Source organism: Tistrella sp., assembly GCF_002684955.1.
Classification (GTDB): Bacteria; Pseudomonadota; Alphaproteobacteria; order Tistrellales; family Tistrellaceae; genus Tistrella; species Tistrella mobilis.
In genome coordinates, this window is record NZ_NYWI01000071.1 from 57769 (window position 1) to 83504 (window position 25736).

Annotated in this window: 25 protein-coding genes and 1 pseudogene; 15 read left to right on the forward strand and 11 right to left on the reverse strand. The window is 66.6% G+C overall.

Annotated features, from left to right (window positions below; all coding sequences use genetic code 11):
* Nucleotides 1-95: 95 nt before the first annotated feature.
* Both CMO28_RS21815 and CMO28_RS21820 read left to right on the forward strand, forming a co-directional pair.
* Nucleotides 96-1487: an HD domain-containing protein gene (locus tag CMO28_RS21815; protein ID WP_296716974.1), complete on the forward strand. Its 1392-nt coding sequence runs from the start codon at nt 96-98 to the stop codon at nt 1485-1487.
* Nucleotides 1474-2016, forward strand: coding sequence for a hypothetical protein (locus CMO28_RS21820; RefSeq protein WP_296716976.1), 543 nt, complete (start codon nt 1474-1476; stop codon nt 2014-2016). Before CMO28_RS21815 ends, CMO28_RS21820 begins: the two co-directional genes overlap by 14 nt.
* Before the next feature lie 64 nt (nt 2017-2080).
* Here the strand turns inward: CMO28_RS21820 and CMO28_RS21825 are convergent, their stop codons facing one another.
* Complete coding sequence (locus CMO28_RS21825; protein ID WP_296716979.1) at nt 2081-2827, reverse strand: carbonic anhydrase; 747 nt, start codon at nt 2825-2827, stop codon at nt 2081-2083.
* 199 nt (nt 2828-3026) lie between these two features.
* Here CMO28_RS21825 and CMO28_RS21830 point away from each other — a divergent pair, with 199 nt between their 5' ends.
* Nucleotides 3027-3308 carry a PqqD family peptide modification chaperone gene (locus tag CMO28_RS21830; protein ID WP_296716983.1) on the forward strand — a complete coding sequence of 94 codons (282 nt, stop codon included), beginning with the start codon at nt 3027-3029 and terminating at the stop codon, nt 3306-3308.
* A gap of 126 nt (nt 3309-3434) precedes the next feature.
* Complete coding sequence (locus CMO28_RS21835) at nt 3435-4016, forward strand: GNAT family N-acetyltransferase (protein ID WP_296716986.1); 582 nt, start codon at nt 3435-3437, stop codon at nt 4014-4016.
* On the opposite strand, the gene CMO28_RS21840 is transcribed toward CMO28_RS21835, so the two are convergent.
* Nucleotides 3998-4309: a DUF6916 family protein gene (locus CMO28_RS21840; protein ID WP_296716992.1), complete on the reverse strand. Its 312-nt coding sequence runs from the start codon at nt 4307-4309 to the stop codon at nt 3998-4000. The two genes, CMO28_RS21835 and CMO28_RS21840, sit on opposite strands and share 19 nt — an antisense overlap.
* A gap of 620 nt (nt 4310-4929) precedes the next feature.
* Here CMO28_RS21840 and CMO28_RS21845 point away from each other — a divergent pair.
* The 4 genes from CMO28_RS21845 to CMO28_RS21860 all read left to right on the forward strand — a co-directional run bounded on the left by CMO28_RS21845 (nt 4930) and on the right by CMO28_RS21860 (nt 7620).
* The gene (locus CMO28_RS21845; protein WP_296716995.1) at nt 4930-5487 is read left to right on the forward strand and encodes a phage tail protein; all 558 of its coding nucleotides are present in this window, start codon (nt 4930-4932) and stop codon (nt 5485-5487) included.
* Nucleotides 5488-5577: 90 nt separating this feature from the next.
* Nucleotides 5578-6129: a phage tail protein gene (locus tag CMO28_RS21850; RefSeq protein ID WP_296716998.1), complete on the forward strand. Its 552-nt coding sequence runs from the start codon at nt 5578-5580 to the stop codon at nt 6127-6129.
* Nucleotides 6130-6142: 13 nt separating this feature from the next.
* Entirely contained in the window at nt 6143-6703 is a 561-nt protein-coding gene (locus CMO28_RS21855; protein ID WP_296717001.1) for a phage tail protein, read from the forward strand.
* 209 nt (nt 6704-6912) lie between these two features.
* On the forward strand, nt 6913-7620 hold the full coding sequence (locus CMO28_RS21860; protein ID WP_296717005.1) for a cytochrome b/b6 domain-containing protein: 708 nt from the start codon (nt 6913-6915) through the stop codon (nt 7618-7620).
* A gap of 94 nt (nt 7621-7714) precedes the next feature.
* Here the strand turns inward: CMO28_RS21860 and CMO28_RS21865 are convergent, their stop codons facing one another.
* Complete coding sequence (locus tag CMO28_RS21865) at nt 7715-8155, reverse strand: c-type cytochrome (RefSeq protein ID WP_062761742.1); 441 nt, start codon at nt 8153-8155, stop codon at nt 7715-7717.
* A gap of 396 nt (nt 8156-8551) precedes the next feature.
* Between CMO28_RS21865 and CMO28_RS21870 the strand changes: the two genes are divergently transcribed.
* The gene (locus CMO28_RS21870) at nt 8552-10249 is read left to right on the forward strand and encodes a methyl-accepting chemotaxis protein (RefSeq protein WP_296717008.1); all 1698 of its coding nucleotides are present in this window, start codon (nt 8552-8554) and stop codon (nt 10247-10249) included.
* A 123-nt stretch (nt 10250-10372) separates the two neighbouring features.
* On the opposite strand, the gene CMO28_RS21875 is transcribed toward CMO28_RS21870, so the two are convergent.
* Complete coding sequence (locus tag CMO28_RS21875; RefSeq protein WP_296717010.1) at nt 10373-11629, reverse strand: D-amino acid dehydrogenase; 1257 nt, start codon at nt 11627-11629, stop codon at nt 10373-10375.
* Nucleotides 11630-11717: 88 nt separating this feature from the next.
* Nucleotides 11718-12884, reverse strand: coding sequence for an alanine racemase (gene alr / locus CMO28_RS21880; RefSeq protein WP_296717012.1), 1167 nt, complete (start codon nt 12882-12884; stop codon nt 11718-11720).
* Between the two features lie 151 nt (nt 12885-13035).
* Between alr and CMO28_RS21885 the strand changes: the two genes are divergently transcribed.
* On the forward strand, nt 13036-13497 hold the full coding sequence (locus tag CMO28_RS21885; protein ID WP_296717015.1) for an Lrp/AsnC family transcriptional regulator: 462 nt from the start codon (nt 13036-13038) through the stop codon (nt 13495-13497).
* A 25-nt stretch (nt 13498-13522) separates the two neighbouring features.
* Here the strand turns inward: CMO28_RS21885 and CMO28_RS21890 are convergent.
* Nucleotides 13523-15079 (reverse strand): annotated as a pseudogene (locus CMO28_RS21890) (methyl-accepting chemotaxis protein); the annotation flags it as partial.
* Between the two features lie 351 nt (nt 15080-15430).
* Between CMO28_RS21890 and CMO28_RS21895 the strand changes: the two are divergent.
* Nucleotides 15431-16192 carry an SDR family oxidoreductase gene (locus CMO28_RS21895; RefSeq protein ID WP_296717022.1) on the forward strand — a complete coding sequence of 254 codons (762 nt, stop codon included), beginning with the start codon at nt 15431-15433 and terminating at the stop codon, nt 16190-16192.
* 2 nt (nt 16193-16194) lie between these two features.
* On the opposite strand, the gene CMO28_RS21900 is transcribed toward CMO28_RS21895, so the two are convergent.
* Complete coding sequence (locus CMO28_RS21900; RefSeq protein ID WP_296717024.1) at nt 16195-17040, reverse strand: AraC family transcriptional regulator; 846 nt, start codon at nt 17038-17040, stop codon at nt 16195-16197.
* A 150-nt stretch (nt 17041-17190) separates the two neighbouring features.
* Between CMO28_RS21900 and CMO28_RS21905 the strand changes: the two genes are divergently transcribed.
* Nucleotides 17191-17619, forward strand: a complete 429-nt coding sequence (locus CMO28_RS21905) for a DUF1810 domain-containing protein (RefSeq protein WP_296717027.1) — start codon at nt 17191-17193, stop codon at nt 17617-17619.
* 16 nt (nt 17620-17635) lie between these two features.
* Here CMO28_RS21905 and CMO28_RS21910 read toward each other — a convergent pair whose 3' ends face one another.
* From CMO28_RS21910 to CMO28_RS21925, 4 genes are all read right to left on the reverse strand, one after another.
* A complete protein-coding gene (locus CMO28_RS21910; RefSeq protein ID WP_296717029.1) occupies nt 17636-19336 on the reverse strand; it encodes a methyl-accepting chemotaxis protein in 1701 nt (566 codons plus the stop codon).
* Between the two features lie 121 nt (nt 19337-19457).
* A complete protein-coding gene (locus tag CMO28_RS21915) occupies nt 19458-20672 on the reverse strand; it encodes a multidrug effflux MFS transporter (RefSeq protein ID WP_296717032.1) in 1215 nt (404 codons plus the stop codon).
* Nucleotides 20673-20735: 63 nt separating this feature from the next.
* Nucleotides 20736-21539 (reverse strand): SDR family NAD(P)-dependent oxidoreductase, encoded by an 804-nt coding sequence (locus CMO28_RS21920; RefSeq protein ID WP_296717034.1) that lies wholly within the window; start codon nt 21537-21539, stop codon nt 20736-20738.
* Between the two features lie 109 nt (nt 21540-21648).
* Nucleotides 21649-22329: a 2OG-Fe(II) oxygenase family protein gene (locus CMO28_RS21925; RefSeq protein ID WP_296717037.1), complete on the reverse strand. Its 681-nt coding sequence runs from the start codon at nt 22327-22329 to the stop codon at nt 21649-21651.
* Between the two features lie 193 nt (nt 22330-22522).
* On the opposite strand from CMO28_RS21925, the gene CMO28_RS21930 reads away from it, so the two are divergent.
* The 3 genes from CMO28_RS21930 to CMO28_RS21940 all read left to right on the forward strand — a co-directional run bounded on the left by CMO28_RS21930 (nt 22523) and on the right by CMO28_RS21940 (nt 25729).
* Nucleotides 22523-22690 carry a hypothetical protein gene (locus CMO28_RS21930; RefSeq protein ID WP_296717039.1) on the forward strand — a complete coding sequence of 56 codons (168 nt, stop codon included), beginning with the start codon at nt 22523-22525 and terminating at the stop codon, nt 22688-22690.
* A 319-nt stretch (nt 22691-23009) separates the two neighbouring features.
* Nucleotides 23010-24164 carry an acyl-CoA dehydrogenase family protein gene (locus tag CMO28_RS21935; RefSeq protein ID WP_296717042.1) on the forward strand — a complete coding sequence of 385 codons (1155 nt, stop codon included), beginning with the start codon at nt 23010-23012 and terminating at the stop codon, nt 24162-24164.
* The gene (locus CMO28_RS21940) at nt 24161-25729 is read left to right on the forward strand and encodes a class I adenylate-forming enzyme family protein (RefSeq protein ID WP_296717045.1); all 1569 of its coding nucleotides are present in this window, start codon (nt 24161-24163) and stop codon (nt 25727-25729) included. Before CMO28_RS21935 ends, CMO28_RS21940 begins: the two co-directional genes overlap by 4 nt.
* The last annotated feature ends 7 nt before the right edge of the window (nt 25730-25736 follow it).

Here is a 25736-nt window from a genome sequence, read left to right on the forward strand (position 1 = left end):
ACGGGGATGTTCTCGCGTCTTGCGATCGATTTCGGCCATTGATCCCGCATATGGTTGGGAACATAATCGGAACAAAGCCACGTCGCGGAGGCGAGATGAAGGTTCAACGTATTCGGGATCCGTTGCACAACCTTATCGAATTCTCCGGGCAAGACTTCGAGCAGAAGATGTGGGACATCATCCAGACGTCCCCGTTTCAGCGCCTGAGACGTGTGAAGCAGCTGGGCTTCTCGGATCTGGTCTATCCCGGGGCGACGCATTCGCGTTTTGCCCACAGTATCGGCGTTTTCCATACGGCGCGGCGTCTGGCGGAGGTGGTCAAGCAAAAGGGAAGCGGCCGCGACGTGCATCGGATCTCGATTGCGTTGGCGGCAGCGTTGCTGCACGACGTCGGGCACGGACCGTTCAGTCATGCCTTCGAAGCGGTCGGGAAGCGCCTTGGCCTGCGGTTCGCAAACCACGAGGAGATGAGCGATATCCTCATCCGGAGGGGCGAAATCGGCGAGCTTTTGCGCGGGCTGGGCAGCGGGTTTGCTGATGATGTGGCGGATATGGTCAAAGGGCAGGGCACTCAGACAATCCACAACGCGATTGTCTCAAGCCAGTTCGACGCAGACCGGCTCGATTACCTGCAGCGGGACAGATTGATGACCGGGACGCATCACGGCGGCATCGATTTTGAGTGGCTCATCGCCAATCTCGAAGTCGGGCAGGTGGTAAGCGGTGTCGATGATACCGCGATCGGTAAGATCGAGACATTCGTCCTGGGGCCCAAGGCCGTAATGGCGGCAGAAGCCTTCATTGCCGGCCTGTTCCAACTCTACCCCACCGTCTACTTTCACAAGGCGACGCGTGGTGCTGAGAGACTTTTTACAGAACTGCTGGTCAGGGTGATCGAACGAGGCCGATCTTACGAGGCAGACGTGACCGGCCTGGGGAAGCGGCACCCGATCATCAGATTCGCGTCTGCTCCCGACGACCCGGAGCGTTTGCTGCAACTTGACGACACCGTTATCTGGGGCGCTTTGCCGGAACTATCCGGTGCAACGGACCCCATCATCCGCGAGGTGGCGACACGGCTTCGGGAGCGGCGGCTGTTCAAATGTCTGGATATCCGCCGTAAAATCGAGCACGACCTTGACCCGTCCGGTCGTGGCGCACGTGATGACGAGATCAGCAAATGCTGTGTCCGGGTGAAAGAGAGGCTGGCAGGGCGCCTTACGGAACAGTCGGAAGATCGCCTGCCGCCCATTCTGGTCGACCAGACGGTTCGCACCCCATATAAGTCGGGCGATCGGGCGAAGGGGGTATTGGATCGGATCAGCGTTCGCGACGACGCGGGGCTGATCGTCGATCTTCAGGAGCGATCCCGGATGGTGGCGGCGCTGCGTACGTTCGAGGTGTTCAGAGTGTATGTCGCCGATAATGCAGCCGCAGACGAGGTCTGGCGCATCGTGGCGGAGGAGACCGGACATGCAGAACAGTGAGGCCCTGAAAGTGGCTGGCATCGTGCGCGATGCCGGTGGGCGGATCGTCGGACGGACCCGGCTGCAGAAGACGGCCTATCTTCTTACCCTCGCCGGGCTCGAGGACGGGTTGTCGTTCAGCTACAAGCATTACGGCCCCTATAGCGAAGCGGTGGCAGAGGGCGCGCGTGTGGCCGGCCTGTTCAATCTGGTGACGGAAAGCGAGGGCAAGGCATCGTGGGGTGGATTTTATTCGACCTACGAGCTGGCGCCTGCCGGCGAGGAGGCGTTGCCGTCGACCGATCCCGCAACGGAGGCGTCGCGGCGTGCGCTTGCCGTCATAGCGGCCGATGCGAATGCCGTGGTGCTGGAGCTTGCTGCGACTGCCGCCTATCTGGCGGCTGAAGAAAATCACGCCACTCCCTGGGCCGAGACGGCTCGGCGAAAGCCCGAGAAGGCTGGAGAGGGGCGGATCGACGAGGCGCGGAGGCTGTACGACCGGCTGCGGAAAGTGTCCACGCCGCGCCCGCTGCCCGAGATCGTGGATTGACATCAGGCATCGGGCGCCGCGTCGGCGGAAACCGGCACCGGCGGGGGCTGTCCGGTGAGGGCGGTCAGACCAGCGTCACCTTGCCGGTTGCGATGTCGTAGACGCCGCCCACCGCCTTGACGCGGGTGTCGGCGATGGCCTGGGACAGAACCGGGGTTGCATCTGCAAGTGTGCTGAGGGTGTGGCGGACATTGCCGATGGTTGCATCGGCCAGCAGATCCGCGGCTGTGCGGTCGGCGCCGGAGGACAGGACCAACGGCTCGATCCCCGGGCGCATGGCATCGATCAGGCCGGGCAGATGGCCGGGCAGGATGGTGCCGTTGCGGATGACGTCGATGGTGGCGGAAACCGCGCCGCAGCCGGAATGGCCCAGCACCATCACCAGCGGAACGCCCAGCACGGCGACGGCGTATTCCAGACTGGCGATGCCGTCGTCATTGGCGAAATTGCCGGCCAGGCGCACGACGAACACCTCTCCCGGCCCCTGATCGAAAGCAAGCTCCGGGGCGATCCGGCTGTCGGCGCAGGAGATGATCGCCGCAATCGGATATTGCGCCCGGGCGCGGGCGTCGCGGCCGGCCATGTGGTCGCGCGCTTCCGGCTTGCCCTCGGCCCAGCGGGCATTGCCGGCCATCAGCCGGGCCAGCGCGGCATCGCCGGTGACCACCGGCCGGGGCAGGGGATCGGCGGCCCAGGATGGTGCGGCTCCGCCGACGGCGAGCGTGGTTGCCCCGGCGCTCAGCAGCCCCAGAAAGCTGCGGCGGCCGATCCGGGGATGTGAGGAGAGGTGGGGGGATGAGGGGTGCGGCATCAGCGTCGCTCCTTTGCCCTGTCGTGGTTGTGCGAGACCGAAGGCAGAGTGCGGCCGGGGTGCATCCGGCATTTTTCCGGCGGCCGATGCAGTTGATCATGGCGCTTTATCGCGTCGTGCTCGATATATTTCCCCATCAGAGGTCGCCGATCGTTCACCGGCCGACCCGCCGCCGCAGACGCACCAGAGGACCTGTCCGATGCCGATCACGCCCGAGACCACCGTCACCCGCAATGACGATCTGATGATCGCCGAAATCGACGGCGAGGTTGTGTTGATGCATGTCGACAAGGGCAATTATTACGGTCTGGACCAGATCGGCTCCGACATCTGGGAGCGGATGGCCGGGCCGGTGTCGGTGGCCGAGCTTCATGCCGCGCTGGTCGCCGATTACGAGGGCGATGCCGAAGAGATCCGCGCCGATCTGATGGAGCTTCTGGAACGGATGGCCGAGCACGATCTGGTGCGCCTCGCCGCCTGATCCGCCATCGCCCGGCCCGCCGCCGGCGCAACTTCGCCTGGACGCGGACGACCGCTGCGTGGGATGGTTTGGGGGTGCAGCCATGATCTGTGGCTTCCCCCTCACCCCGTCGCCAGGCAGTGCCTCATGTCCGAAACCACGCCCGCCCCCGATCTCAGTTTCGAGATGCCGCCGGAGCTTGCAACCCAAGGCTTCGCCGTCCGGCCGCGCACGCCCCAGGACACCGACTTCCTGCGTGAGCTGTACATCTCGTTCCGTTGGGCGGAACTCGAGGCCGCCGGCTGGCCCGAGGCCACGCGGCGCAGTTTCCTGGCCGACCAGTTCCGGCTGCAGGACAACCACTACACCACCCATTACACCACCACCGCCTTCCTGATCATCACGCAGAACGGCGCGCCGGTGGGGCGGCTGTATATCGACCGGGGCGGCGTGCACGAAATCCGGCTGGTGGATATCATCCTGGTGCCGATGCTCACCGGCCGGGGCATCGGATCGGCCATCATCCGGGTCCTGCTCGACGAAGCCGCGCGCACCGGCCGCTATGTCGGGCTGCATGTGGAAAGCTACAACCCGGCCCGGCGGCTGTATCAGCGGCTCGGCTTCGTCGATCGCCGACTTGAAGGCCCCTATTTCTATATGAGCTGGGGAGATTTTCCCGCCGATGCCGGCACGGTCGCCGGAGATGGGGTTCAGCTGAACACGATCTGATACCGCACCGTCCCGTCGGGATTGCGGCCGATCGGCACCATGAACAGGCGCATCTGGCCCATGGTTTCGTGCGAGAGCAGAACCTCCTGGCCGTCGATGGCGATGTCCGTCCGGCTGCCGTCCAGAAACAGGCTGAACCGTTCCCGATCGAAGCTCGGCAGTGGAGGCTTGCGGGTCACGCTTCTGAGCGTGAGCCGTTCGATCAGAACCCCCGCTTCGCCCGAGGGGATATCGAAGGGGTGGGTGGCGGCGGCTTCAAATTCGTCGGCGGTGAGGTCGAGGGGGGCGCGCATGATCATCCCTTATGCACCTAATTTTGGGCTATTTTCGCGACGATTTACAGGATATTATCGCTTGAGTGTAGGGTGACAGGACCATACGGATCAAGATACCATGCTTTGTGCACTTGTGGCGCATCGGGTCCTGAAAAGCGGTAACGTGACCAGATGGGGTGTATTATGAAAGAAGGCCGATACATCGGAAGCAGTATTGCCGAGAACGTGCTTTCGCATGCAGACAACGACGGAGCTGTTTGGAGTAAGCCTGTTATGGTTGTAGTGAAGTCCAAGGACTTCACATTGGGGTCTGTGTATGTAAGTTTCGCGGATGGTGGCTATAATGGATCTTGAGATGGTTTTGAAGATGAGGTGACGATTATTGACTGATCGAGACAGTCTTTGACGCATATGTTAAGGTTCAAAATATGCCTCTTTGCCTAAATTCTGCCGAAAAGATTCGATTTATTTTTCTGACATTTTTATTTTATTTGCATATTTCGATCGGAGGTTATTTAATCTAAGAGTTGTGGAGATGATTGCATATGCCTCACAGCGCGATGCGATAGCTGCCAAGGCACTTAAAATGTGGTCGGCCCACGGTCCCGATAGCTTTATCCCCGCGAGGATGACGGACGATGGATCCATTTATCGGAGAAATTCGCATTTTCCCGTTTGGTTTTGCGCCGACAGGGTGGATGCCTTGTGAAGGCCAGGAGCTGCAGGTGAGCCAGAATCAGGCGCTTGCTGCCCTGCTCGGGAACACCTATGGCGGGAACTGGCCGACCACTTTTAAGCTGCCGGACCTGCGTGGCCGGGCGCCCCTGGGCCAGGGCCAGCACAATGGCTTCAGCTACAGCATGGGCAATAATATCGGCAGCCAGACGGTGACTTTGACGGTCGGCCAGCTGCCGCAGCACACGCATACTTTGTCGGCCCTTTCCACCGAGGCCGCGGTGCCTATGCCGACGACCAGCTCAGGCGTCGGGATGATGCTCGCCAACACGCGCGAGAATCCTACCCAACCTGATGGGCCAGAGATTTATTTGACGCCGTCGCCAACTGCAACCCTGACGCCACTTCGCCCTGAGGCAGTGACATCGACGGGGGGTGGCCAGGCGCATCCGAACGAGCAGCCCAGCCTGGCGGTGTATTATTGCATCGCAACCACCGGGCTGTGGCCGCCGCGGTCCTGAACCCGACCATCATCTCTGCGGCCGGTCATGCCATCACCGGATCGGTGTGCACAACCGGTTGATAGATCTTCATCGACAGGATGAGACATCATGGACGGATTTCTGGGCGAAATCAGGATGTTCGCCGGCAATTACGCGCCGGAAGACTGGGCCATCTGCAACGGCGCGCTGCTGCCCATCGTGGGCAATGAGGCGCTTTACTCGCTGCTCGGCGTCAAATATGGCGGCGATGCGGTGACCAATTTTGCGTTGCCGGATCTGCGCGGCCGGATGGCGGTGCATGCCGGCCAGGGGCCGGGCATGCCGTTTCTGCATCCGCTGGCGCAGCAATTCGGCAGCGAGACGGTGACGCTGACCGAGGCGATGATGCCGGCGCACAGCCATAGCTGGCAGACCTATCCGCAGCCCTCAACCACCGAGGCGCCCCAGGCGCAGATGCTGGGCACCAATGTGCCGACCAGCACGACGCCGACTTTCTCCGGTATCTACAGGACCACGGCATCCACCCCGACCACGATCGGGCCGATGGCGTCTCAGATGATCGGGTCGACCGGGCTCGGCGGCGCGCATGCCAATATCATGCCCGGGCTGGTCATCAGCTTCATCATTGCCCTGAAGGGCAATTACCCGACCCGTCCGTGAGGAGAAGGCGATCATGGCAGATCCGTTCTACGGTGAAATCCGCGCATTCACGTTCGCCTTCGCGCCGGCCAACTGGGCCTACTGTGCCGGGCAGGAGATCCAGATCCAGCAGTATCAGGCCCTGGCGGCGGTGATCGGCACGATGTATGGCGGCAATCTCAGCCAGAACAAGTTCAACCTGCCCAATCTGCAGGGCCAGGTGGCGGTCGGGTCCGGAACCGGTGTCGGGCTGACGCCGCGTGTGGTTGCCCAGCAGATCGGGACCGAGACCGTGACACTGGCGATCTCGCAGATCCCGCCCCACACGCATACTGGTCAAGGGCTCAATGAAACGGTTCTCACCGACCCGACGCTGACGCCATCGAGCGCCGCTATACTGGGACGGACTGTGGGTGGTGCGGCCTACGCGCCCTACCCGAACCCGCTGCCGTCGCCGTCGCCGGTGGTGATGATGGATGTGCGCAGCCTGACCCAGATCGGCAGCTATCAGGCGCATGAAAACCGGCAGCCGGCGCTGACGCTGAATTTCTGCATCTGTGTGTATGGCGAGGTCTTCCCGGTCCGGCCGTCCTGACCGGGGACGCTTTCAACATCCTCAGGGGCCGGGGGCGGCAGGCCGTCTCCGGCCCCTGACGCGTTGCGGCCGTGACAATGGCCACGTCAGTCGGGCCCTGTGGATCTGCGGTCTTGCAGCGCGATGTCGTCCCGCGACATGTTGAAGAGGCTGCGGCCCCGGTGGCCGCACCTCCGGCGTGACCGAATGACGACAAAGAGGGCGAGATCATGTCCGACGCCACCTCCCGATCCGGCCCCGGCGGCGCGAAGCCGAAGGGGGCGCTGGTCTGGGACCTGCCGACCCGCCTGTTCCACTGGCTGCTGGCCGCAGCCGTGATCGGGGCCTGGGCGACGGGTGAAGGCCCGCGCCAGGTTCATGTCTGGTGTGGCTATGCGATCATCGTGCTGATCGTCTTCCGCCTGATCTGGGGGGTGATCGGCGGTCGCCACGCCCGGTTCACCGATTTCGTGCGCGGGCCGACGGCGGTGGCCCGGCATCTGCGCGAGCTGCGCGATGCGAAGGCGGCGCCGCCCGAGGCCGGGCACAATGCCGCCGGCGGCTGGATGGTGCTGCTGCTGCTGGGGCTGATCGGCCTGCAGGTGACGCTCGGCCTGTTCACCGACGACGACATCCTGTTCGTGGGCCCGCTGGGGGAACTGGTGTCGTATGACACCCGCCTGCAGATCACCGCGATCCACCATGTGCTGGGCAATATCCTGCCCTGGGTGATCGGCCTGCATGTGGCGGCGGTGCTGCTTTACTGGATCGCCCGCCGCCAGAACCTGATCCGGCCGATGATCACCGGCTACAAGCCCTGGGTGTCGCCGGTCGAGGTGAAGCCGCTGCCGCCGCGGGCGGGCTCTCTGCCCCGCGCCGTCCTGGCCCTTGCGGTCGGAATCGCCGTCGTGGTGGCGATCATGGTCTGGGGCGGCTAGGGGGCCGGCATCTTCTGCTGACAGAGACCCTTTTTCCGACAAAGAAACGGCGACACCGCGCGGTGTCGCCGTTTCTTTGTCGGGGAGATGCGGTTTACTTCCCGCGATAATCGTTGTGGCAGGCGCCGCAGGCCTTGCCGACATCACCGAAGGCGGCCGCAACGGCATCCATGTCGCCCGACCGGCCGGTATCGGCCAGCTCCTGCGCGGCCTGGCGGAAATTGCGGGCGGCCGCTTCGAAGCCCGCGCGGTCGGTCCAGACGGTGGCCAGCGCCTTGGTGTCGCCGCTGTCCGATCCGGCGGGGAACAGCGACGGGATGCGCTCGGCATAGGCGATCATCGCCTCGGCGGGGGCGACCACGGCGTCGGCCGGGCCGCCGCCCTCCACCGTCGCCTTCACGGCGCCCAGCTGCTTGCGGATGGCCTGGAAGCCGTCCTGGCGTTCCTTGATCACATCGGACTGGGCGTAGGCAACGCCGGCCGCGATGGTGACGGTCAGGGCGCAGGCCGCGCCGATCCTGGTCAACAAGGTCATCTGTCTCGTCCTCGTGGAGGCGTCATCGCCTTCGTGGGCCGGCCGGTTGTCGGGGTGGCCATGCCGTGAACTACGGTCGTAATCCCGCGACGGATCACGGAACGCACACAGTCTAGCCTGTTGCTGTGAATTTTCCCGTGCGGAAGACCACAAGATCGATCTTGTGCGGCAGCCTGCGGCATTCCGTCGCGGATCAGGCGCCCAGGTCCGCGCTTTGGCACAGATCAAGGCGGGTTCACGGTGCAAGACCTAGTCTTGCAACCGCCGGACGGGGTCCGGCAGCCGGGATGCCGTACCCAGGTCCGCAAAGGGGCAGGCATCGACCGGTTGTCTTCACAAAAAGAAGCACCGGCTCGTCCCCCGCAGCCGGTCATGAAGATCGGGAAGGCACATCCTATGTCGCTCTCGTTGCCGCGCCTCAGGAACGCCACCATCGGCCTCAGGCTTGCCGTGATGGTCGGGCTCTCCGCCATCGGCCTTCTGGCGCTTGCGATCATCGGCGCCTTCGACCAGCGTGCCCAGATGCTGGAAGATCGCGAAAGGCTGGTACGCTCCTCGGTGGATGCCGCGGCCGCCATCGTTGTGGCCGAAGTGAAGCGCGCCACCCCCGCCACCGCCGATCAGGCCAAGGCTGCGGCGCTGCGGGCGCTGGAGGCCATGCGCTTCAATGATGGTGAATATGTCTGGGTCAACGATCTGGACTATCGGATGGTGATGCATCCTATCCAGCCGCGGCTGAACGGCCAGGATATGAGCGACTTCAAGGATCCGACCGGCGACCTGATCTTCCACAAGATGGTCGACGCGGCCACCGGGCCGGAAAAGTCGGGGCTGCTGACCTATCACTGGCCGCGCCCGGGCGGAACCGAGCCGGTGGAGAAGCTGTCCTATGTGAAGCTGGTACCGGAATGGGGCTGGGTGATCGGCTCGGGCGTTTATATCGACGACCTGAATGCCGAACTTGAAGCGGCGATGCTGCGCAATGCCCTCTGGGCCGGCGGGCTGGCCCTGGTTCTGATCGGGCTTGCCACTCTCAACGCCCGTGGTCTGTCGCGTGAACTGCGTGGCCTTACCGACGGTATGCGCCGGCTGGCCGACGGCGATGTGACGGTCGAGATCAGCGGCGCCGACCGCAGGAATGAACTGGGCGAGATGGCGCGCGCGCTGGAGGTTTTCCGCGACAACGCCCGTGAGCGCCAGCGCCTGCAGGCAGAACATGATGCCGATCAGGCCGCCCGCAATGCCCGTGCCGCCCGGATCGAGGCGCTGGTGCGCGATTTCGATCTGGAGATCGCCGAACTGGTCGACCAGGTCGCCGGGGCCGCCAACGAGCTTGAATCGACCGCGGTCGAAATGACCCGCATCGCCGAACAGACCAATGCCCATGCCGGCTCGGCCTCGGCTGCAACCGAACAGACCTCGACCAATGTCCAGACCGTCGCGGCTGCGACCGACGAACTCACCAGCTCGATCCGCGAGATCGGCCGGCAGGTGACCGAAAGTGCGCGCATCACCGCCCTGGCGGTGCGCGAGGCCGATGCCACCGCCTCTACCGTCCACGGCCTGGCCGAAGCGGCCGACCGGATCGGCCGGGTGGTCGACCTGATCAACGGCATCGCCGCCCAGACCAATATGCTGGCGCTGAATGCCACGATCGAGGCAGCGCGCGCCGGCGATGCCGGCAAGGGCTTCGCCGTGGTTGCGGCCGAGGTGAAGAACCTCGCCCGCCAGACCAGCCAGGCGACCGAAGAAATCGCCGCCCAGATCCGCGCCGTCCAGGCCGAGACCGATGCGGCGGTGGATGCCATCGGCGGTATCGGCCGTCGGGTGTCGGAAGTCGATGCCATTGCGACCACCATCGCCTCGGCGGTGGAGCAGCAGGCAGCCGCCGCGACCGAGATCGCCCGCAGCATTTCCGAAGCGGCCAACGGTACCCGCGACGTGGCGGAAACCGTGGTCAAAGTCTCGGCCGAGGCCAGCCGCACCGGTGCCGCCGGCCGGCAGGTGCTCACCGCCGGTGGCAGCCTGGCCCAGCGTGCCGACGTGCTGCGCGGCGACGTTACCCGCTTCATCGAAGAGGTGAAGGTGGCCTGAGGAGGGCCACCCGCCGCCTGCAACGAAGAACGCCCCCGTCACCCGAAGGTGGCGGGGGCGTCTTCGCGCCGGACCGGAGCTTGGATCGGAACAGGACCGGCGAAGGAAAGCGAGACGGGCCGATCAGGCGGCGTAACGGTCGATGGCCAGATCGTGGGTGTCGATATCGGGCCGGTCGCCCGAGATCAGATCGGCCAGCACCCGGCCCGAGCCGCAGGACATCGTCCAGCCCAGCGTGCCATGGCCGGTGTTGAGCCAGAGGTTGCGATATTTCGTGCCGCCGATGATCGGCGTGCCGTCCGGCGTCATCGGGCGCAGACCGCACCAGAAGCTGGCCGCCGCCACGTCGCCGCCCTCGGGGAAAAGATCCGAGACCGAATGTTCCAGCGCCTTGCGACGACCGTCGCGGAGGGCCAGGTCGAAGCCGGCGAGTTCGGCGGTGCCGCCGACCCGGATCCGGTCGCCCAGCCGGGTGATGGCGATCTTGTAGGTCTCGTCCATCACGGTCGAGACCGGTGCCAGCTGGCTGTTGGTGATCGGTACCGTGATCGAATAGCCCTTCACCGGATAGATCGGCGCCTTGATGCCGATCTGCTTCAGCAGCAGCGGCGAATAGCTACCCAGCGCCACCACATAGCGATCGGCGGTCAGCACGCCGCGGCTGGTCGAGACGCCGGTGATCCGGTCGCCTTCGGCTGCAAGCGCCTGGATGCTGGTGTCGTAGAGGAAGGTGACGCCCAGGCGCTCGGCCTCGGCGGCCAGGTTCTGGGTGAAGATGTGGCAGTCGCCGGTCTCGTCGCCCGGCAGGCGCAGCCCGCCCACGAATTTGTCGCGCACGCGGGCGAGGCCCGGCTCGGCCCTGATGCAGCCGTCGCGATCCAGCACTTCGAAGGCGACGCCGCTGTCCTTCAGCACCTTCACGTCGCCATCGATGCCGTCCAGCTGCTCCTGCTTGCGGAACAGCTGCAGCGTGCCCATGGTGCGCTCGTCATAGGTGATGCCGATCTCGGCGCGCAGCTCCTTCAGGCAGTCGCGGCTGTATTCGGCGATGCGCACCATGCGGGCCTTGTTCACCGCATAGCGCTCGCTGGTGCAGTTGGCCAGCATCTGCGCCAGCCACGACCACTGATGCATCGACAGCTTGGGCCGGATCTTCAGCGGCCCATGCTCCATGGTCAGCCACTTGATCGCCTTCAGCGGCACGCCCGGCCCGGCCCAGGGGGCCGAATAGCCGGGAGAGACTTCCCCCGCATTGCCGAAGCTCGTCTCCATCGCCGCCGCCGGCTGGCGGTCGACGACGGTGACCTCATGCCCCTTGCGGGCCAGATAATAGGCCGACGCGACACCAAGGACGCCGCTACCGAGGATGATGATCTTCACAGGCTCTGCCCAGTCTTCGAAGGTGGCGGCGGGGCCGCCGGGGTGCGTGGGGTGTGGGGTGTGGGTGGCGGGACGGCTGGTGCGGTGCTCAGCCGTTCAGGTAGCGGCGGTGATAGCGGTTGCCCAGGCTGGTCAGCACCTCGTAGCCGATGGTGCCGGCCAGGGCCGCCACAGCATCCGGGGTCTGATCGGGGCCGATCAGCTCGACCAGGCTGCCGGGCTTCACGGCCTCGGAGGGCAGGTCGGTCACGTCGACGGTGATGCTGTCCATCGACACCCGGCCGGCGATCGGGGCCGCCCGGCCGTCGACCAGGACGGCGCCGCGGCCGCTCAGGCTGCGCAGCCAGCCATCGGCATAGCCGACCGAAACGGTGGCGATGCGGGTCGGCCGGTCGGCACGGAAGCGCCAGGAATAGCCGACATGGGCACCCGCCGGGATCTCGCGGGTCTGCACCACCTTGGCCATCAGCCGGACCACGTTCTTCATCGGGTTGGGCAGATGCGGCTGCGGGTTCAGGCCGTAGAGCGCCGCACCCGGCCGGGCCAGATCGAACTGATAATCCGGGCCCAGGAAGATGCCGCTCGAATTGGCGAAAGAGGCGGGGGCGTCGGGCAGCAGCGCCTTGCGGCGGCGGAAATTCGCCAGCTGCTCGGCATTGGCAGGATGGTCGGGCTCGTCGGCACAGGCCAGATGGCTCATCACCGCCTCGACGATGATGCCGTCCAGCAGGTCGGGCGCAGCGGCGATGCGGGTGACGTCGGCTTCGGGCAGGCCCATGCGCGACATGCCGCTGTCGATCTGCACGAAGGCCGGCAGCCGTCGGCCCAGCGCCCGGGCAAGACCACCCCAGGCCTCGATCTGCTTCATGGAATTCAGCACCGGTACAAGCCCGGCATGGGCGCAATCGGCTTCCGCACCCGGCATCGGCCCGTGCAGCACCATGATCGCGCAGTCGTCGGGCAGTGCCTGCCGCAGGGCCAGGCCTTCATCCAGATGGGCGACGAAGAAATGCCGGCAGCCGGCCTCATGGAAGACCGGCGCGATCCGTGCGGCCCCCAGACCATAGGCATCGGCCTTGACCACCGCCGCGCAGGCCCGCCCGCCAAGGCGGTTGCGCAGCGCCAGGTAATTCTCACGAAGGGCGGCAAGATCGATGGTGAGGAAGGCCCCGGCGCGGGCTGCTGCGGCATCTTCCGCGGTGCGGGGGCGTGTCGTCTCCCGGTCGGACAGGGCGGCGCTGACGCTCACATTCATGGCATGCGGCTTTCGATCGGCGGTCGGCTCGGGCGGGGATGGCACTCCACACAGCGTATGAACAAAGGTCGTCGATTGTCTTGCCGATCTGTCGCAGAATCATTGAAGATATCGGGCTATACACAATTTTCTGCGAAGGAAACCGCAGATCATGCCGCCGCATCTCGACCCGGTCGACGACCGCATCGTCCGCCTGCTCAGAAAGGATGGCCGCATGAGCAATGCGCGCCTCGCCGAGGCCGTCGGGCTGTCGCAATCGGCCTGCCTCAGGCGCCTGAGACTGCTGGAGAAATCCGGGGTGATCCGCGGCTATACCGCGCTCATCGATCTGCCCGCCGACGAGGAACCGACGGTGGTCATCGTCCAGATCACCCTGGAGCGCCAGACCGAGGAGGTGCTGAACCGGTTCGAGATGGCCGTCCGCCGCTGCCCCGAGGTGCGGGAGTGCTATCTGATGACCGGCCTGTCGGACTATCTGCTCCGCGTGGAAACCGAGGATGCGGCCGCCTATGAGCGCGTCCACAAGGAGGTGCTCTCACGCATGCCGGGCGTGGCACGCATCCAGTCGAGCTTTGCGATCCGGACGGTGATCCGCAACCGGCAGCCGGTGTGAGCGGCTGCCGGTGCGGCCCCCCCGGTCAGGCGGTGCGCATTTCTGCCAGGAAGCCCGTGACCTCGTGCCTGAGGCTCTCTGCCTGACGGGCAAGCTGGCCGGCGGCAGCGAGCACGTCTTCCGCAGCCTGTCCCGTCTGGGAGACCGCATCGCTGACGCCTGCGATATTGCCCGAGACCTCGGCAGTGCCCGCGGCGGTCTGCTGAACGCTGCGGGCGATATCGCGGGTTGCGGCCCCCTGTTCCTCGACGGCCGAGGCGATGGTGGTGGCGATGCCCCGAATCCGGCCGATCGTGCCGCCGATCGACCGGATGGCGGTGGCGGTGTCGCCAGTGGCCGACTGGATGGCCGCAATCTGGCTGCTGATCTCGTCCGTTGCCCGGGCGGTCTGGCCAGCCAGATTCTTCACCTCCGAGGCAACGACCGCAAAGCCCTTGCCGGCCTCGCCGGCACGCGCCGCCTCGATGGTGGCGTTCAGCGCCAGAAGGTTGGTCTGAGCCGCGATATCGCTGATCAGACCGGTGACGTCGCCGATCCTCCGGGCGGTATCGACCAGACTGGTCACCAGGGCGTCAGTCCTCTCTGACTCCGTCACGGCCTCACCCGATATGGTCGAGGACAGCGTCACCTGCCGGCCGATTTCGTCCACTGACCCTGACAGTTCCTCGGTCGCGCCGGCGACTGCCTGAACATTGCCCGAGACCTGCTCAGAGGCGGCGGCGACCACGCTCGCCTGGCGACCCGCCGTCTCTGCCGCCCGGGTCATCGCCACTGCCGTCGCTTCCATCTCGGTCGCTGCCGAGGCCAAGGCAGCGACGATGTCGCCGACCCGAGTTTCGAAGCTCTGCGCAAGCTGCAGCTGGGTGTGGCGACGTTCCTCGGCGAGGCGCTGCTCGCTCGCCTGACGCTCGGCGCGAAGGCGTTCCATCTCGATCGCATTGTCCTTGAAGACCTGCACGGTGGCGGCCATCTCGCCCACCTCGTCACGGCGACCGGTACCGTCGATCCGCGTGGAGAGGTTACCGGCTGCAAGCTCGGCCATGGCTGTGCGCAACCGGCCAAGCGGGCGGGTGATGTCGCGATCGATCAGCCCGGCGATCACCACCACCAGGATCAGGATGCCCCCGCCGACTCCGGCGGTCTCCACCAGCCTTTCGCGGACGTCGGCGCGGAGATCATCGGTGAAGGCCCCGGAGATGAATACCGCATCGAAGGGCGCGAAGTGGCGGACGAAGGAGACCTTGGGCTGCGGCGTATCGACACCCGGCCGCACGCCCTTGAAGGTGATGGTGCCGGTGTCGCCGGCCCGGAGCACGGCGGAGATGAGATCGGTGATCGAGTTGCCCTCGGCATCCCGCGCCGGTGCCGGCTTGCCCTCACGATCGGGCAGCGCGCCATGGGCGAGTACGACACCGCCGGACGTGAGCACGGTGATGAACCCGTCGCCGGCGTCGAAGCGCATGGTGTGAACGGCGGTGCGCAGCTGCTCCAGCGCGTCCTGGCGGCCAAGATTGCCCGCGGTCACCTGCCGGTCCAGCCCGGCAGCCAGGCTGACGGCCATATCCACCGCCGCTTCGAGCTTGGCGACCCGGTCGGCATACATCCGGCGCTCCAGCGCGCGGGCGTCGATCAAGGCAAGGGAGACCAGTCCGGCCACGAACAGCGCCAGGAGCAGCGCGAGTTTGGTCCGGATCCGCAGACGACCCAGAAGCTGCATGTCGATGGGTTCCCGATGAGTGCTGCGGCAGGGTGCATGGCCGGTGCCGCTGATTGATGCGTCAATCACATACAAACATGAAATATGCTAACGAATTGCATTCAGTCGGCCTGGCACCCTGGCTGATGCGGGATGCCCTGTCCGATGGCGGATGGCGGGCAACCGCCGGCCCGGGAACTCTGCGCGTCATCGATAACCCGTGAGAGAGGGCGACCGATGTCGCAGCTTGAGGGAAAGGTGGCGATCGTGACCGGGGCGAGTTCCGGGATCGGTTATGAGGCCGCGAAACTGTTTGCGGCCGAAGGCGCGCGACTGGTGGTGGTCGCCCGCCGGCGCGAGGAACTCGACCGGCTGGTGGAAGAGATCGCCGCCCGGGGTGGGGAAGCGGTGGCGGTCGCAGGGGATGTGCGCGACGACGCCGTGGCCCGGGCGGCGGTCGAGGCCGCCGAGGGGCAATTCGGCGGGCTCGACATTGCGTTCAACAATGCGGGTCTGACCGGACCGGCGGTGCCGGTGACCGGGCTCGACGAGGCGGACTGGCGGATGGTGCTGGACGTGAACCTGACCGCCGCCTTTCTGGGCGCGCGGCACCAGATTCCGGCGATGATCGCCCGCGGCGGCGGTTCGCTGATCTTCACCGCCAGCTTCGTGGGCGCCGTGGTCGGTTTTCCGATGATGGGCGCCTATGCGGCGGCCAAGGCCGGTGTGGTCGGCCTCACCCGGGCGATCGCGGCGGAATACGGGCAGCAGGGCATTCGGGCGAATGCGCTGCTGCCCGGCGGCACCGACACGCCGATGGGGCGTGCCGCCATGCCCGACCCCGCGATCCGCGCCCATGTCGAAGGGCTGCATGCGCTGAAGCGTCTGGCCGAGCCCGCCGAGATCGCCCGCTCGGCGCTCTATCTGGCCGGCAACATGTCGAGCTTCACCACCGGCACCGCGCTGGTGGTCGATGGCGGGGTCTCGGCGGTGCGCTGAGATCAGTCGTCCAGCGGGATCCAGATTTCGTAGCCGCCATCGCCGGTGGCACCGTCGAAGCTTTCGGGATAGCGCTCGAAATCCGGCGCCCGGGCCGGGGTCACGCAATGGGTCGGCAGCCAGTGGTTCCAGATGGTGTGGACCAGGTTGCGGATCTCGGAGATGTGCCCCGGCCAGGCGAAGACCAGATAGCTGCGCGCCGGCAGTTCCAGGCGGGTCAGCTCTGCCGGCAGGCCGTCGAAGCCGGAGACCTGGGCACCGGCCAGATAGTCGAAGCCGCCTTCGGCATCCCCGGCATAGCACACCCCCAGTGATACGCCGTCCAGCCGTCCGGGCAGGGGCTCGTATTCCATGACCAGTTTCTGCCAGAGGGCCGGAATGGTGCCGATGGTGCTGAGGTCGTAATGGCCGCTGAGGCCGGCGACGCGCAAGGGGCCGAGGCGTTCGGTGCGCGGGGGCGGCAGGTTCTGAAGGATGGTCGGTTGCATGATCGCGGTCTCCGGAAGCGGGAAGCGGGATGGGTCGGCGAGGGCTGCCGTGCGAAACCGGTCGGGCGGAAGCCCGAAGCGGCTGCGGAAGGCACGGGTAAAGGCGGCGTGAGAGCCGTAGCCGCAGGCCAGCGCCACGGTCAGGATGTCCGGTGCGCCGGCCGCCAGCTGACGGGCCGCGGCGAGCAGGCGCACCTCGCGCAGCCGGCCGGTCACCGTGCCGCCGTTGGCGGCGGCAAAGGCCCGGCAGAGGTGAAAACGCGACACGCCGGCAACCTCGGCCATGCGGTCCAGGTCCAGCGCCTCGCGATAATGGCCGTCGATGAACCAGAGCACCCTGTCCACCGGCGTATCGGCCATGCTTTGCCTCTCCTCGACATTCTCGACCACATGATGATGGCATGATCGGCCGGGGCCGGTTTGATCGCGCTTGCCGTCATCGCCACTCTTTCCGGAGAAGGCGACTCTTTCCGGAGAAAGCGACCGGGGCCATCACGAAGGACAGGTTCAATGACGCCGGCTGACGACCCTTATGATCTTGCGCGCTTCGTGACCGCCCAGGCGCCGGTCTTCGATCAGGCACTGGCGGAGCTGCGGGCAGGCGCGAAACGCAGCCACTGGATGTGGTTCATCTTCCCGCAGCTGCGCGCCCTTGGCCGCAGCCCCACGGCGCAGCGCTATGGCATCGGCGATGCCGACGAGGCCCGGGCCTATCTTGCCCATCCGGTGCTGGGCCCGCGACTGGTCAGTGCGGTGAAGACGGCGACCGCCGCCCCCGCCGCATCGCTGCACGCGCTTTTCGGCAGCCCGGACGACCTGAAATTCCGGTCCTGCGTCACCCTGTTCGGGACCGTCTCAGAGGTACCGGTCTTCCAGGCCGCCCTGGACCGCTGGTGTGGCGGGATGCCCGATCCCGCCACATGCGATCTGCTCGCCTGATCCGGTCCCCGGATCCTCAGGCTCTGATACCGGCCAGGAAGCGGTCGAGCTGGGTCTGCAGGGCCCCCGCCTGCCGCGACAGCTCTTCCGATGCACCGAGCAGCTGGGCGGCGGCGCTGCCGGTGCGCGAGGCCGCTTCGCCGACGCCCGCGATCGCCTCGCTGACTTCGCCGGTGCCGCGCGAGGCCTGATCGACATTGCGGCCGATTTCGCCGATGGCCGCATTCTGTTCCTCAACCGCGGCGGCGATGGTTGCGGCGATGCCGTCGACCTCGCGGATCGCCGCGGCGATCCCCTGGATGGCGCCGACGGCGTCGCGGGTGACCGCCTGGATGTCGGTGATCTGGGCGGCGATGTCGCCGGTGGCGGTCGCCGTCTGGGTGGCCAGCGACTTCACCTCGTTCGCGACCACGGCGAAGCCGCGGCCGGCATCGCCGGCGCGGGCCGCCTCGATGGTGGCGTTGAGCGCCAGCAGGTTGGTCTGTTCCGCGATATCGGAGATCAGCTTCACCACATTGCCGATCCGCTCGGCCTTCTCGCGCAGGCCCTGGACGACGGCATTGGTGCCCTCGGCCTGATCTGCTGCCGCGCGTGCCTTGACCGCGCTTTCCTCGATCCGCCGGCCGATCTCGTTGCTCGATGCCGAAAGCTGGCCAGTGGCGGCGGCGACGGTCTGAACATTGGTCGAGGCGGATTCGGCCGACCGCAGCACCTGATGTGCCCGGCGTTCGGTGTCTTCGGCGGTGCCCGAAAGGGCGCGGGCCGAGCTGCGGAGCTGGTCCGCCGAGCCCGAGAGCCCCGTCACAACGCCCTGAACCTGGTTTTCGAAGCTCTGGGCGAGGCTTGCCATCTCGGCCTTCTTGCGCGCCTGGGCGTCGCGCTCGGCGGATTCCTGCCGGGCCCGGAAGTCGGCCGCCTCGATCGCATTGGCCTTGAAGACCGCGACCGCGCCGGCGATGTCGCCGATCTCGTCGCGGCTGGCGACTTTCGGCACCTCGACGGTCAGGTCGCCGCGGGCGAGGGTGAGCATCACCCCGGTCAGCCGGCGCAACGGCCTGAGCGCCGCCACCGACCAGAGGCCGAAGAGCAGGCCCACCGCCAGCGCCGCCGCACAGGCGATGATCATCAGCTGGCGGAAGCCGCTCGCCTTCGCTGCCGCAATGGCGCCCGCCTCCTGGTTCTTGACCTCCTGCAGGTCGATGAAGGCATTGATCGCCGCCAGCCAGTCAGTGAAGGCGGGGCGTGCGCCGGTGATCAGAACCTGGGTTGCGCCGGCGGTGTCGCCGGCCTCGCTCAGCCGGATGATCTGTGCAGCCATTGGCATCGTTCGGGCTTCCACCGCCTTGATCCGGTCGAGCCGGGTGCGGTCTTCAGCCGTCATCTCCGCGCCGGCGGCGATCATGCCGTCCAGGGCGCGGGCCGCATCGGCATAGAAGCCTTCCAGCCGGCGGATGTCGGCCACGACCTTGCGCCGTTCGGCGACATCCTGGATCAGGACGAGATCGCGCAGGGCGATCGCGCGGTCATGGACGCTGCCCCGGAAATTGATGGCGTGGCGCTGCTTGACCGAATTGACGGTGTTGATCCGGGTGAGGGTGTCGTCGATCGTATCGACCTGAGAGATACCCACGGCCGTAAGCGCCGCCAGCATCATGAGCAGGACGGCGAAGCCCAGGATCTGCCTGACGCGCAGGCTGGTAGCGGTAAGGAACTGCATCGGGCGCCTTGCAACGGAGGTGGACGCGGCAGAAGACGAGACTTCAGGATCACCCGTCCGGTCAAGCCTTCATCGCTGCAACGCTGCGTTCCTCTCCCGGATCTTGTATCTGAGCGAGCGGTCACTTATGTCCTTGAGCTGTGAATGCGAGTGCCGCCAGCCCCGAGGCGCCGGTGAGCACCACGGCCATCGCCAGCGTCTGCGGCAGAGGCAGGGCCGTCACCAGCAATGTGGCGAGCGCCGCCATGGCCATCTGCAGGAAGCCGAGCAGGGCGGAGCCGAGGCCGGCCCGGCTGCCGAAGGGCTGCAGGGTGATCGCGGTGCCGAGCGGGTTGACCAGCCCCATCCCGAACAGGAACACCGAAAGCGCCGCCGTAAAGATGGCGATCCCGGGCGTGCTGCCGCCTGCGGCCAGCGCCAGGCCGCCGGCGAGCGCGAGCAGGGTGCCGGCACGGGCGACACGGCCGGCGCCGAAGGCATGGGCCAGGCGCGGTGCGGCGAAGCCGGCGCCGAACACGACGAAGACGGTGGCGGCGAAGAACAGCCCCAGTTCCAGCGAGGTGAAACCCATGCCGGTCATCAGGATGGCCGGGGTGGCGCCGAAGAAGGCATAAAGCCCGCCGAGCACCAGCGAGACGGCGCTGGCCGGCAGGATGAAGCGGCGATCGCGGGCAAGTTCAACATAGGCCCGGGCGATGCCGCCGATGCCGGCAGGACGGCGGCGATCGGCCGGGTGGGTCTCCCCCACCACGGTCAGATGGGCGATGGCAAGCAGGATGCCCGCCACACCCACAAGCACGAAGGCCGCCCGCCAGCCGAAGGCCGTGTCGAGCGCGCTGCCCAGCAGCGGCGAGAAGCCTGGCGCCGCCGCCATGGCGACCATGGTCAAGGCCAGCGCCCGGGCCAGGGCCTCGCCGTCAAAAAGGTCACGGGCGATGGCGCGGGAAAGTACCGAGGCGGCACAGACGCCGGCCGCCTGGATGACGCGGCCGATGATCAGGATGTTGAAGTCCGGCGCCGCCCAGCAGATGGCCGAGCCGATCACGAACAGGATCAGCCCGCCCAGCACCAGCGGCCGCCGGCCGAAGCGGTCCGAGGCCGGCCCGACCGCCAGCTGGCCGAGGGCGAAGGCCAGGAAGAAACTGGTGAGGGTGAGGCCCAGATCCCGCGCCGGCACATTGAGCGCTGCCGCCATCGAGGGGAAGGCCGGCAGGATGATGTTGGTCGAGAGCGTGCCCAGTGCGGCCAGCCCGGCGAGCAGGGCCAGCATGCCCCCGCTGAGGCGGCGGGGCGCCGCCGTGGCTGCGGCGGGTGTGGCGGTTTCGGCAGCCGACATGGCCGGGCCTCCTGAAGATCAAAACGGCGTTTATATGCTGATTATCATGATTAAGGTCCTGGCTCAGGCCGGGCTCGGGGCCAGATAGCGGGCCGCCGGCCGATCGTGCGACAGGTTGGGAGCAAGCGTCGCCCGGGCGGCGTCATAGGCCGCCCAGTCGGCCGCATCGGGCAGGGACGGAATGGTGACCAGCTCACCCGCGTCCAGCCCGGCCAGGGCCGCATCGACCATGTCGCCGGCCTCCATCACCATATGGGCGGGGAAGTGGTCCAGGCTGCCGCCGGCACGCTCGAAGATCTCGGTGCGGGTGAGGCCGGGCAGTACCGCCTGAAACCGGACGCCGCTGCCGGCGAGTTCGGCTGCAAGTGCCCGGGTCAGCTCCAGCACGAAAGCCTTGCCGGCGACATAGGGGGCGTTCATCCGCTCCGGGATCAGGGCGACCACCGAGGCGAGATTGATGATCGTGCCCCGTCCACGCCCGGCAAAGACTTGTGCCGCGGTCAGCGTCAGCCGCTGCAGGGCCGCTACGTTCAATGCCAGCATCGCATCATAGCCCTGTGGCGGCGTCGCCAGCGCCGGCCCGGCGGGTCCGAGCCCGGCTGCATTGACCAGCAGCGACAGAGCGGTATCCGTCTCGATCCGCGCGGCCACGGCGTTCAGCTCCCCGGGCGCCGCCAGATCGGCGGCCAGAACCTCGACTGCAACTCCGTGGGCTGCGGCAATCCGTTCCGCAGCCGCTTCCAGGCGCGCCCGATCGCGCGCAACCAGGATCAGGTCATATCCGCGTTGCGCCAGCCTCTGGGCGTAAACCGCCCCGATCCCCGAAGAGGCACCCGTGACCAGTGCCGTGCCCGTGCTCGCCGTCATCACTACCTTCCCTCTGCACCGACCGGGCAGCCCGGCCTGGAAATTTACATGATGACTATCATCTAAAAGGGCCGGATCGTCCAGGCTGAAAATCCGTGAGCTGCCACGCTCATCCCAGCCAGAGGGTGAAATTGTAGCGATACCATTCGGCTGGCACGTTGAGGAGCGGATCGACGCCGTGAGACTGGTCGGCATTGACGTCGAACAGGATCGCGCGATTGGGCAGCGGGTCGATGATCCGGACGCCGTCCGGCGTGAAGACGCGGAATTGACCGCCCATATCGGGACGCCAGTCGTCGTTGAAATAGAGCAGCAGGCACAGCCGCCGCTCGTCCGCCCGATCGTCATGGCGGGTGGAAAAATCGTCCAGGCCCATGCGTCGGACCAGCAGATCGGCGATGGAGGTGGTGGTGATCCCGGTCAGGGCCTGCAGCCAGTTCATAAAGTCCGGGCGCCCCGCCAGGATCTTGAAGCTCACGATGGCGAGCATGCCGGGCGCCAGCTCCCGGCCCTTCTTGGGTGCCCGATAGTTTCCGTGGCGGAACAGGCGCCGATCCGCCGGGGCGGCATCGAACCGTTCGGCCGAGGTCAGTTCGCCGCTGGCGTCGACCCCGTAATGGGTCGTCCAGTCGCAATCCGTCCGCAGGCCTTGGGAGATCCGCGCATATCGCTCTGGCAGCAGGACATCGTCCAGTATCAGCATACGGACCGGGTCCGTTTCGAAATCGGCGCGCAGCTGCGATGTCCGCGTGTCGTCGAGGTAGATGGGATTGATCCACTTTTCCAACATCGCTCGGTAAAATTCTCCTGTGAGATGATTTTGTCAGGGGCTGTCGAGCAAGTGCTGCAAGACTGTGATGTGATGCCTGCCCTGTCGGGAAAATATGACGCCTCCGGAGTCCATCGATACTCGTCCATAGGCTATGCTCTGCTGAAGGGAGGCGTAAGGGGCGTCTTTCAGTGCCGAGAATTGGGAGCAGAACATGAGCACGAGCATCGAACGGATTGGCATGCAGGGCGAGGCGACGGCCGATGTGACGAGGGCTTCCGTGAAGCGGGTGTGGTCCGCACCACAGGTGCAGTGCGTGGACCTCGACGTGGTCACCCGGGCGCAGGCCGGTTCCAACTTCGACGGGATCACCGTCTCCTGATTTCTGACGAGGCAGGTGCGGCGATTGCCACCGCCGCACCTGCTGATTTGACGGGAGCGGCCGAGCGCTCCGAAGCAGGTACAGCTGTTCAGGGCCTGACCGGCAGCGTCTGCATCCATCAAATTCCACCATGCGGCCACACATTCCGCTGATTTGACCCATGCCCGCGCGCCCCTCTATCGTTTCGGGCGATGAGGACGGTGGCCTGTTGCGATACCCCTCCGCCATCCGGCGACGTGGCGGCCGCCGTTCTCGTCTGCAGCCGTGCTGCGATCCCCGCCGCATCCGCTTCCGCCCGCGTTGAGGAATTCCCCGAATCATGGCCCTCGATCCCGAAACTCTGGAACAGCTGGTCGGCACCGTCCGGCGCTTCGTGCGTGAGCGGCTGGTGCCGCTGGAGCAGCAGGTCGCCGAGACCGACGAGATCCCGCATGAGGTGGTGGCCGAGATGCGTGAACTCGGCCTGTTCGGCCTGTCGATCCCGGAGGAGTTCGGCGGGCTCGGGCTGTCGATGACCGAAGAGGTGAAGGTCGCCTTCGAGCTGGGCTGGACATCGCCCGCCTTCCGGTCACTGCTCGGCACCAATAACGGCATCGGCGCCCAGGGCATCGTGATGGACGGCACCGCCGAACAGAAGGCGCAGTGGCTGCCCAAGCTCGCTTCGGGTGAGGTGATCGGATCCTTCTGCCTGACGGAACCCGAAAGCGGCTCGGATGCGGCGAGCCTCAGGACCAGTGCCCGGCGCGATGGTGACAGCTATGTGCTGAACGGCACCAAGCGCTACATCACCAATGCGCCCGAGGCCGGCATCTATACGGTGATGGCGCGGACCGACCCCGAGAAGCGCGGGGCCTCGGGCATCTCGGCCTTCATCGTCGAGCGCGGCACACCGGGTCTCACGGTGGCGAAACCCGATCGCAAGATGGGCCAGCGCGGTGCCCATACCGCCGATGTGATCTTCGAGGATTGCCGCGTGCCGGCCTCGGCGGTGATCGGCGGCGTTGAAGGCGTGGGCTTCAAGACGGCGATGAAGGTGCTGGATCGCGGCCGGCTGCACATCGCCTCGGTCTGTGTCGGCGTGGCCGAGCGCCTGATCCATGACGCGCTCAGCTATGCCATGGACCGCCGCCAGTTCGGCCAGCCGATCGCCGAGTTCCAGCTGATCCAGGCCATGCTCGCCGACAGCCGCACCGAGGCCTATGCCGGGCGCTGCATGGTGGAGGACGCCGCCCGCCGCCGTGATGCCGGCGAAGACGTCAACATGCTCGCTTCGTGCTGCAAGCTCTTCGCGTCCGAGATGGTCGGCCGGGTGGCGGATCGGGCGGTGCAGATCCTGGGCGGTGCCGGCTATATCGCCGATTACGGCGTCGAGCGCTTCTATCGCGATGTCCGCCTGTTCCGGCTCTATGAAGGCACCAGCCAGATCCAGCAGATCGTGATCGCCCGCAACATGATCCGCGAGGCCCGTTCATGACCGCCGCTGCCCCTGCTGCGACATCGCGTTTCGAGGATCATGTCGGGGACCCGCATCGCTATCGCCGCCTGCACGAGGTGATGGAGGCGGCCGCCCGCGCCCATCCGGACAAGCCTGCGATCATCCATGACGACGGCCGGATCAGCTTCACCGAACTGATGGCCGAGAGCGAGGCTCTGGCCAGCCGGCTCGACGGCTGGGGCGTGCGGCCGGGGGACCGGCTGCTGGTGGTGTCGGAGAATGCCCCCGCCCTGGTCGGCGCGATCCTGGCCGCCAGCCGCCGCGATGTCTGGGTCATCCCGCTCAATGCCCGGCTGACCGGGGCCGAGGTGGACCGGATCGCGGCCCATTCGGGGGCCCGGCGCATCCTTTATACCAGCGGCGTATCGCCCGAGGCGGCGGCCCATGGCGCACGTGCCGGGGCGGAGGAGATCGATCTGGGCGCGCTCGGCCGGGTGATGCTGTCGCCCGAAAACCCTGAGGCGACGCCCGAGCCGGTGGAAGAGGGCCCGGGGCAGGTGGCGGCGCTGGTCTACACCACCGGCACCACCGGCAATCCCAAGGGTGTGATGATCACCCATGCCAATCTGATTCTGGTGGCGGATGAATCCGGCCGCGGCCGCCAGATCACCCATCGCGACGTGGTCTATGCCGTGCTGCCGATGTCGCACATCTTCGGCCTGTCGTCGGTGCTGACCGGATCGATGATGCGCGGGGCGACGCTGCGCCTGGCGCCGCGCTTCGACCCCGATGCCGTCTTCCGCGCCCTGGCGGACGAGGGCGTCACCATGTTCCAGGGTGTGCCTGCGATGTATCAGCGCCTGCTGGCGGTGCTGAAATCTCGCGGCCAGACGACGATCGCGCGGCCGCATCTGCGCTATTGCTCGGCGGGCGGCTCGCCGCTGGATCCGGCGGTGAAGGCAGCGGCCGAGGCGCTGGTGGGGACGTCGCTCCACAACGGTTATGGCCTGACCGAGACGACCTCTGCCGTGTCGCAGACTACCCCCGCCGAACCGGCCATCGACGACAGCGTCGGCCGGCCACTGCCGAACATGGCGGTGAAGGTGGTCGATGCCGAAGACCGCGACCTGCCCGACGGCCAGGTCGGCCGGCTCTGGATCCACAGCCCCGGGGTGATGAAGGGCTATTACAAGGCGCCGGAGTTGACGGCGGAGGTGATGAAGCCAGGCGGCTGGTTCGACACCGGTGATCTGGCACGCCTGGAGGGGGGGCGGATCTTCATCGCCGGCCGGGCCAAGGAGCTGATCATCCGTTCGGGCTTCAACGTTTACCCGCCCGAGGTGGAGGGGGTGCTGAACGCCCATCCCGACGTGGCGCAGTCGGCCGTGGTCGGCCGCACGGTTCCGGGCAATGAAGAGGTGGTGGCCTTCGTCCAGCCGGTGCCCGGGCGGGTGCTGACCCGTGAGGCGCTTGTCGCCTGGGTCTCGGAGCGGCTGGCGCCCTATAAGCGCCCGGCCGAATTCGTGATCATGGATGCCTTCCCCGCGACCGCCACCGGCAAGGTGCTGAAGGCGCAGCTGAAGGATATGGCCGCGCAGGGTTGATGGTCGG

Coding starts and splice junctions, on each gene's coding strand:
- CMO28_RS21820 (WP_296716976.1), top strand. CDS start 1,474: ATGCAGAACAGTGAGGCCCTGAAAGTGGCTGGCATCGTGCGCGATGCC.
- CMO28_RS21830 (WP_296716983.1), top strand. CDS start 3,027: ATGCCGATCACGCCCGAGACCACCGTCACCCGCAATGACGATCTGATG.
- CMO28_RS21860 (WP_296717005.1), top strand. CDS start 6,913: ATGTCCGACGCCACCTCCCGATCCGGCCCCGGCGGCGCGAAGCCGAAG.
- CMO28_RS21915 (WP_296717032.1), bottom strand. CDS start 20,672: ATGTCGGCTGCCGAAACCGCCACACCCGCCGCAGCCACGGCGGCGCCC.
- CMO28_RS21940 (WP_296717045.1), top strand. CDS start 24,161: ATGACCGCCGCTGCCCCTGCTGCGACATCGCGTTTCGAGGATCATGTC.
- CMO28_RS21930 (WP_296717039.1), top strand. CDS start 22,523: ATGAGCACGAGCATCGAACGGATTGGCATGCAGGGCGAGGCGACGGCC.
- CMO28_RS21845 (WP_296716995.1), top strand. CDS start 4,930: ATGGATCCATTTATCGGAGAAATTCGCATTTTCCCGTTTGGTTTTGCG.
- CMO28_RS21910 (WP_296717029.1), bottom strand. CDS start 19,336: ATGCAGTTCCTTACCGCTACCAGCCTGCGCGTCAGGCAGATCCTGGGC.
- CMO28_RS21925 (WP_296717037.1), bottom strand. CDS start 22,329: ATGTTGGAAAAGTGGATCAATCCCATCTACCTCGACGACACGCGGACA.
- CMO28_RS21825 (WP_296716979.1), bottom strand. CDS start 2,827: ATGCCGCACCCCTCATCCCCCCACCTCTCCTCACATCCCCGGATCGGC.
- CMO28_RS21815 (WP_296716974.1), top strand. CDS start 96: ATGAAGGTTCAACGTATTCGGGATCCGTTGCACAACCTTATCGAATTC.
- CMO28_RS21920 (WP_296717034.1), bottom strand. CDS start 21,539: ATGACGGCGAGCACGGGCACGGCACTGGTCACGGGTGCCTCTTCGGGG.
- CMO28_RS21865 (WP_062761742.1), bottom strand. CDS start 8,155: ATGACCTTGTTGACCAGGATCGGCGCGGCCTGCGCCCTGACCGTCACC.
- CMO28_RS21840 (WP_296716992.1), bottom strand. CDS start 4,309: ATGCGCGCCCCCCTCGACCTCACCGCCGACGAATTTGAAGCCGCCGCC.
- CMO28_RS21885 (WP_296717015.1), top strand. CDS start 13,036: ATGCCGCCGCATCTCGACCCGGTCGACGACCGCATCGTCCGCCTGCTC.
- CMO28_RS21870 (WP_296717008.1), top strand. CDS start 8,552: ATGTCGCTCTCGTTGCCGCGCCTCAGGAACGCCACCATCGGCCTCAGG.
- CMO28_RS21900 (WP_296717024.1), bottom strand. CDS start 17,040: ATGGCCGATACGCCGGTGGACAGGGTGCTCTGGTTCATCGACGGCCAT.
- alr (WP_296717012.1), bottom strand. CDS start 12,884: ATGAATGTGAGCGTCAGCGCCGCCCTGTCCGACCGGGAGACGACACGC.
- CMO28_RS21895 (WP_296717022.1), top strand. CDS start 15,431: ATGTCGCAGCTTGAGGGAAAGGTGGCGATCGTGACCGGGGCGAGTTCC.
- CMO28_RS21935 (WP_296717042.1), top strand. CDS start 23,010: ATGGCCCTCGATCCCGAAACTCTGGAACAGCTGGTCGGCACCGTCCGG.
- CMO28_RS21855 (WP_296717001.1), top strand. CDS start 6,143: ATGGCAGATCCGTTCTACGGTGAAATCCGCGCATTCACGTTCGCCTTC.
- CMO28_RS21835 (WP_296716986.1), top strand. CDS start 3,435: ATGTCCGAAACCACGCCCGCCCCCGATCTCAGTTTCGAGATGCCGCCG.
- CMO28_RS21905 (WP_296717027.1), top strand. CDS start 17,191: ATGACGCCGGCTGACGACCCTTATGATCTTGCGCGCTTCGTGACCGCC.
- CMO28_RS21850 (WP_296716998.1), top strand. CDS start 5,578: ATGGACGGATTTCTGGGCGAAATCAGGATGTTCGCCGGCAATTACGCG.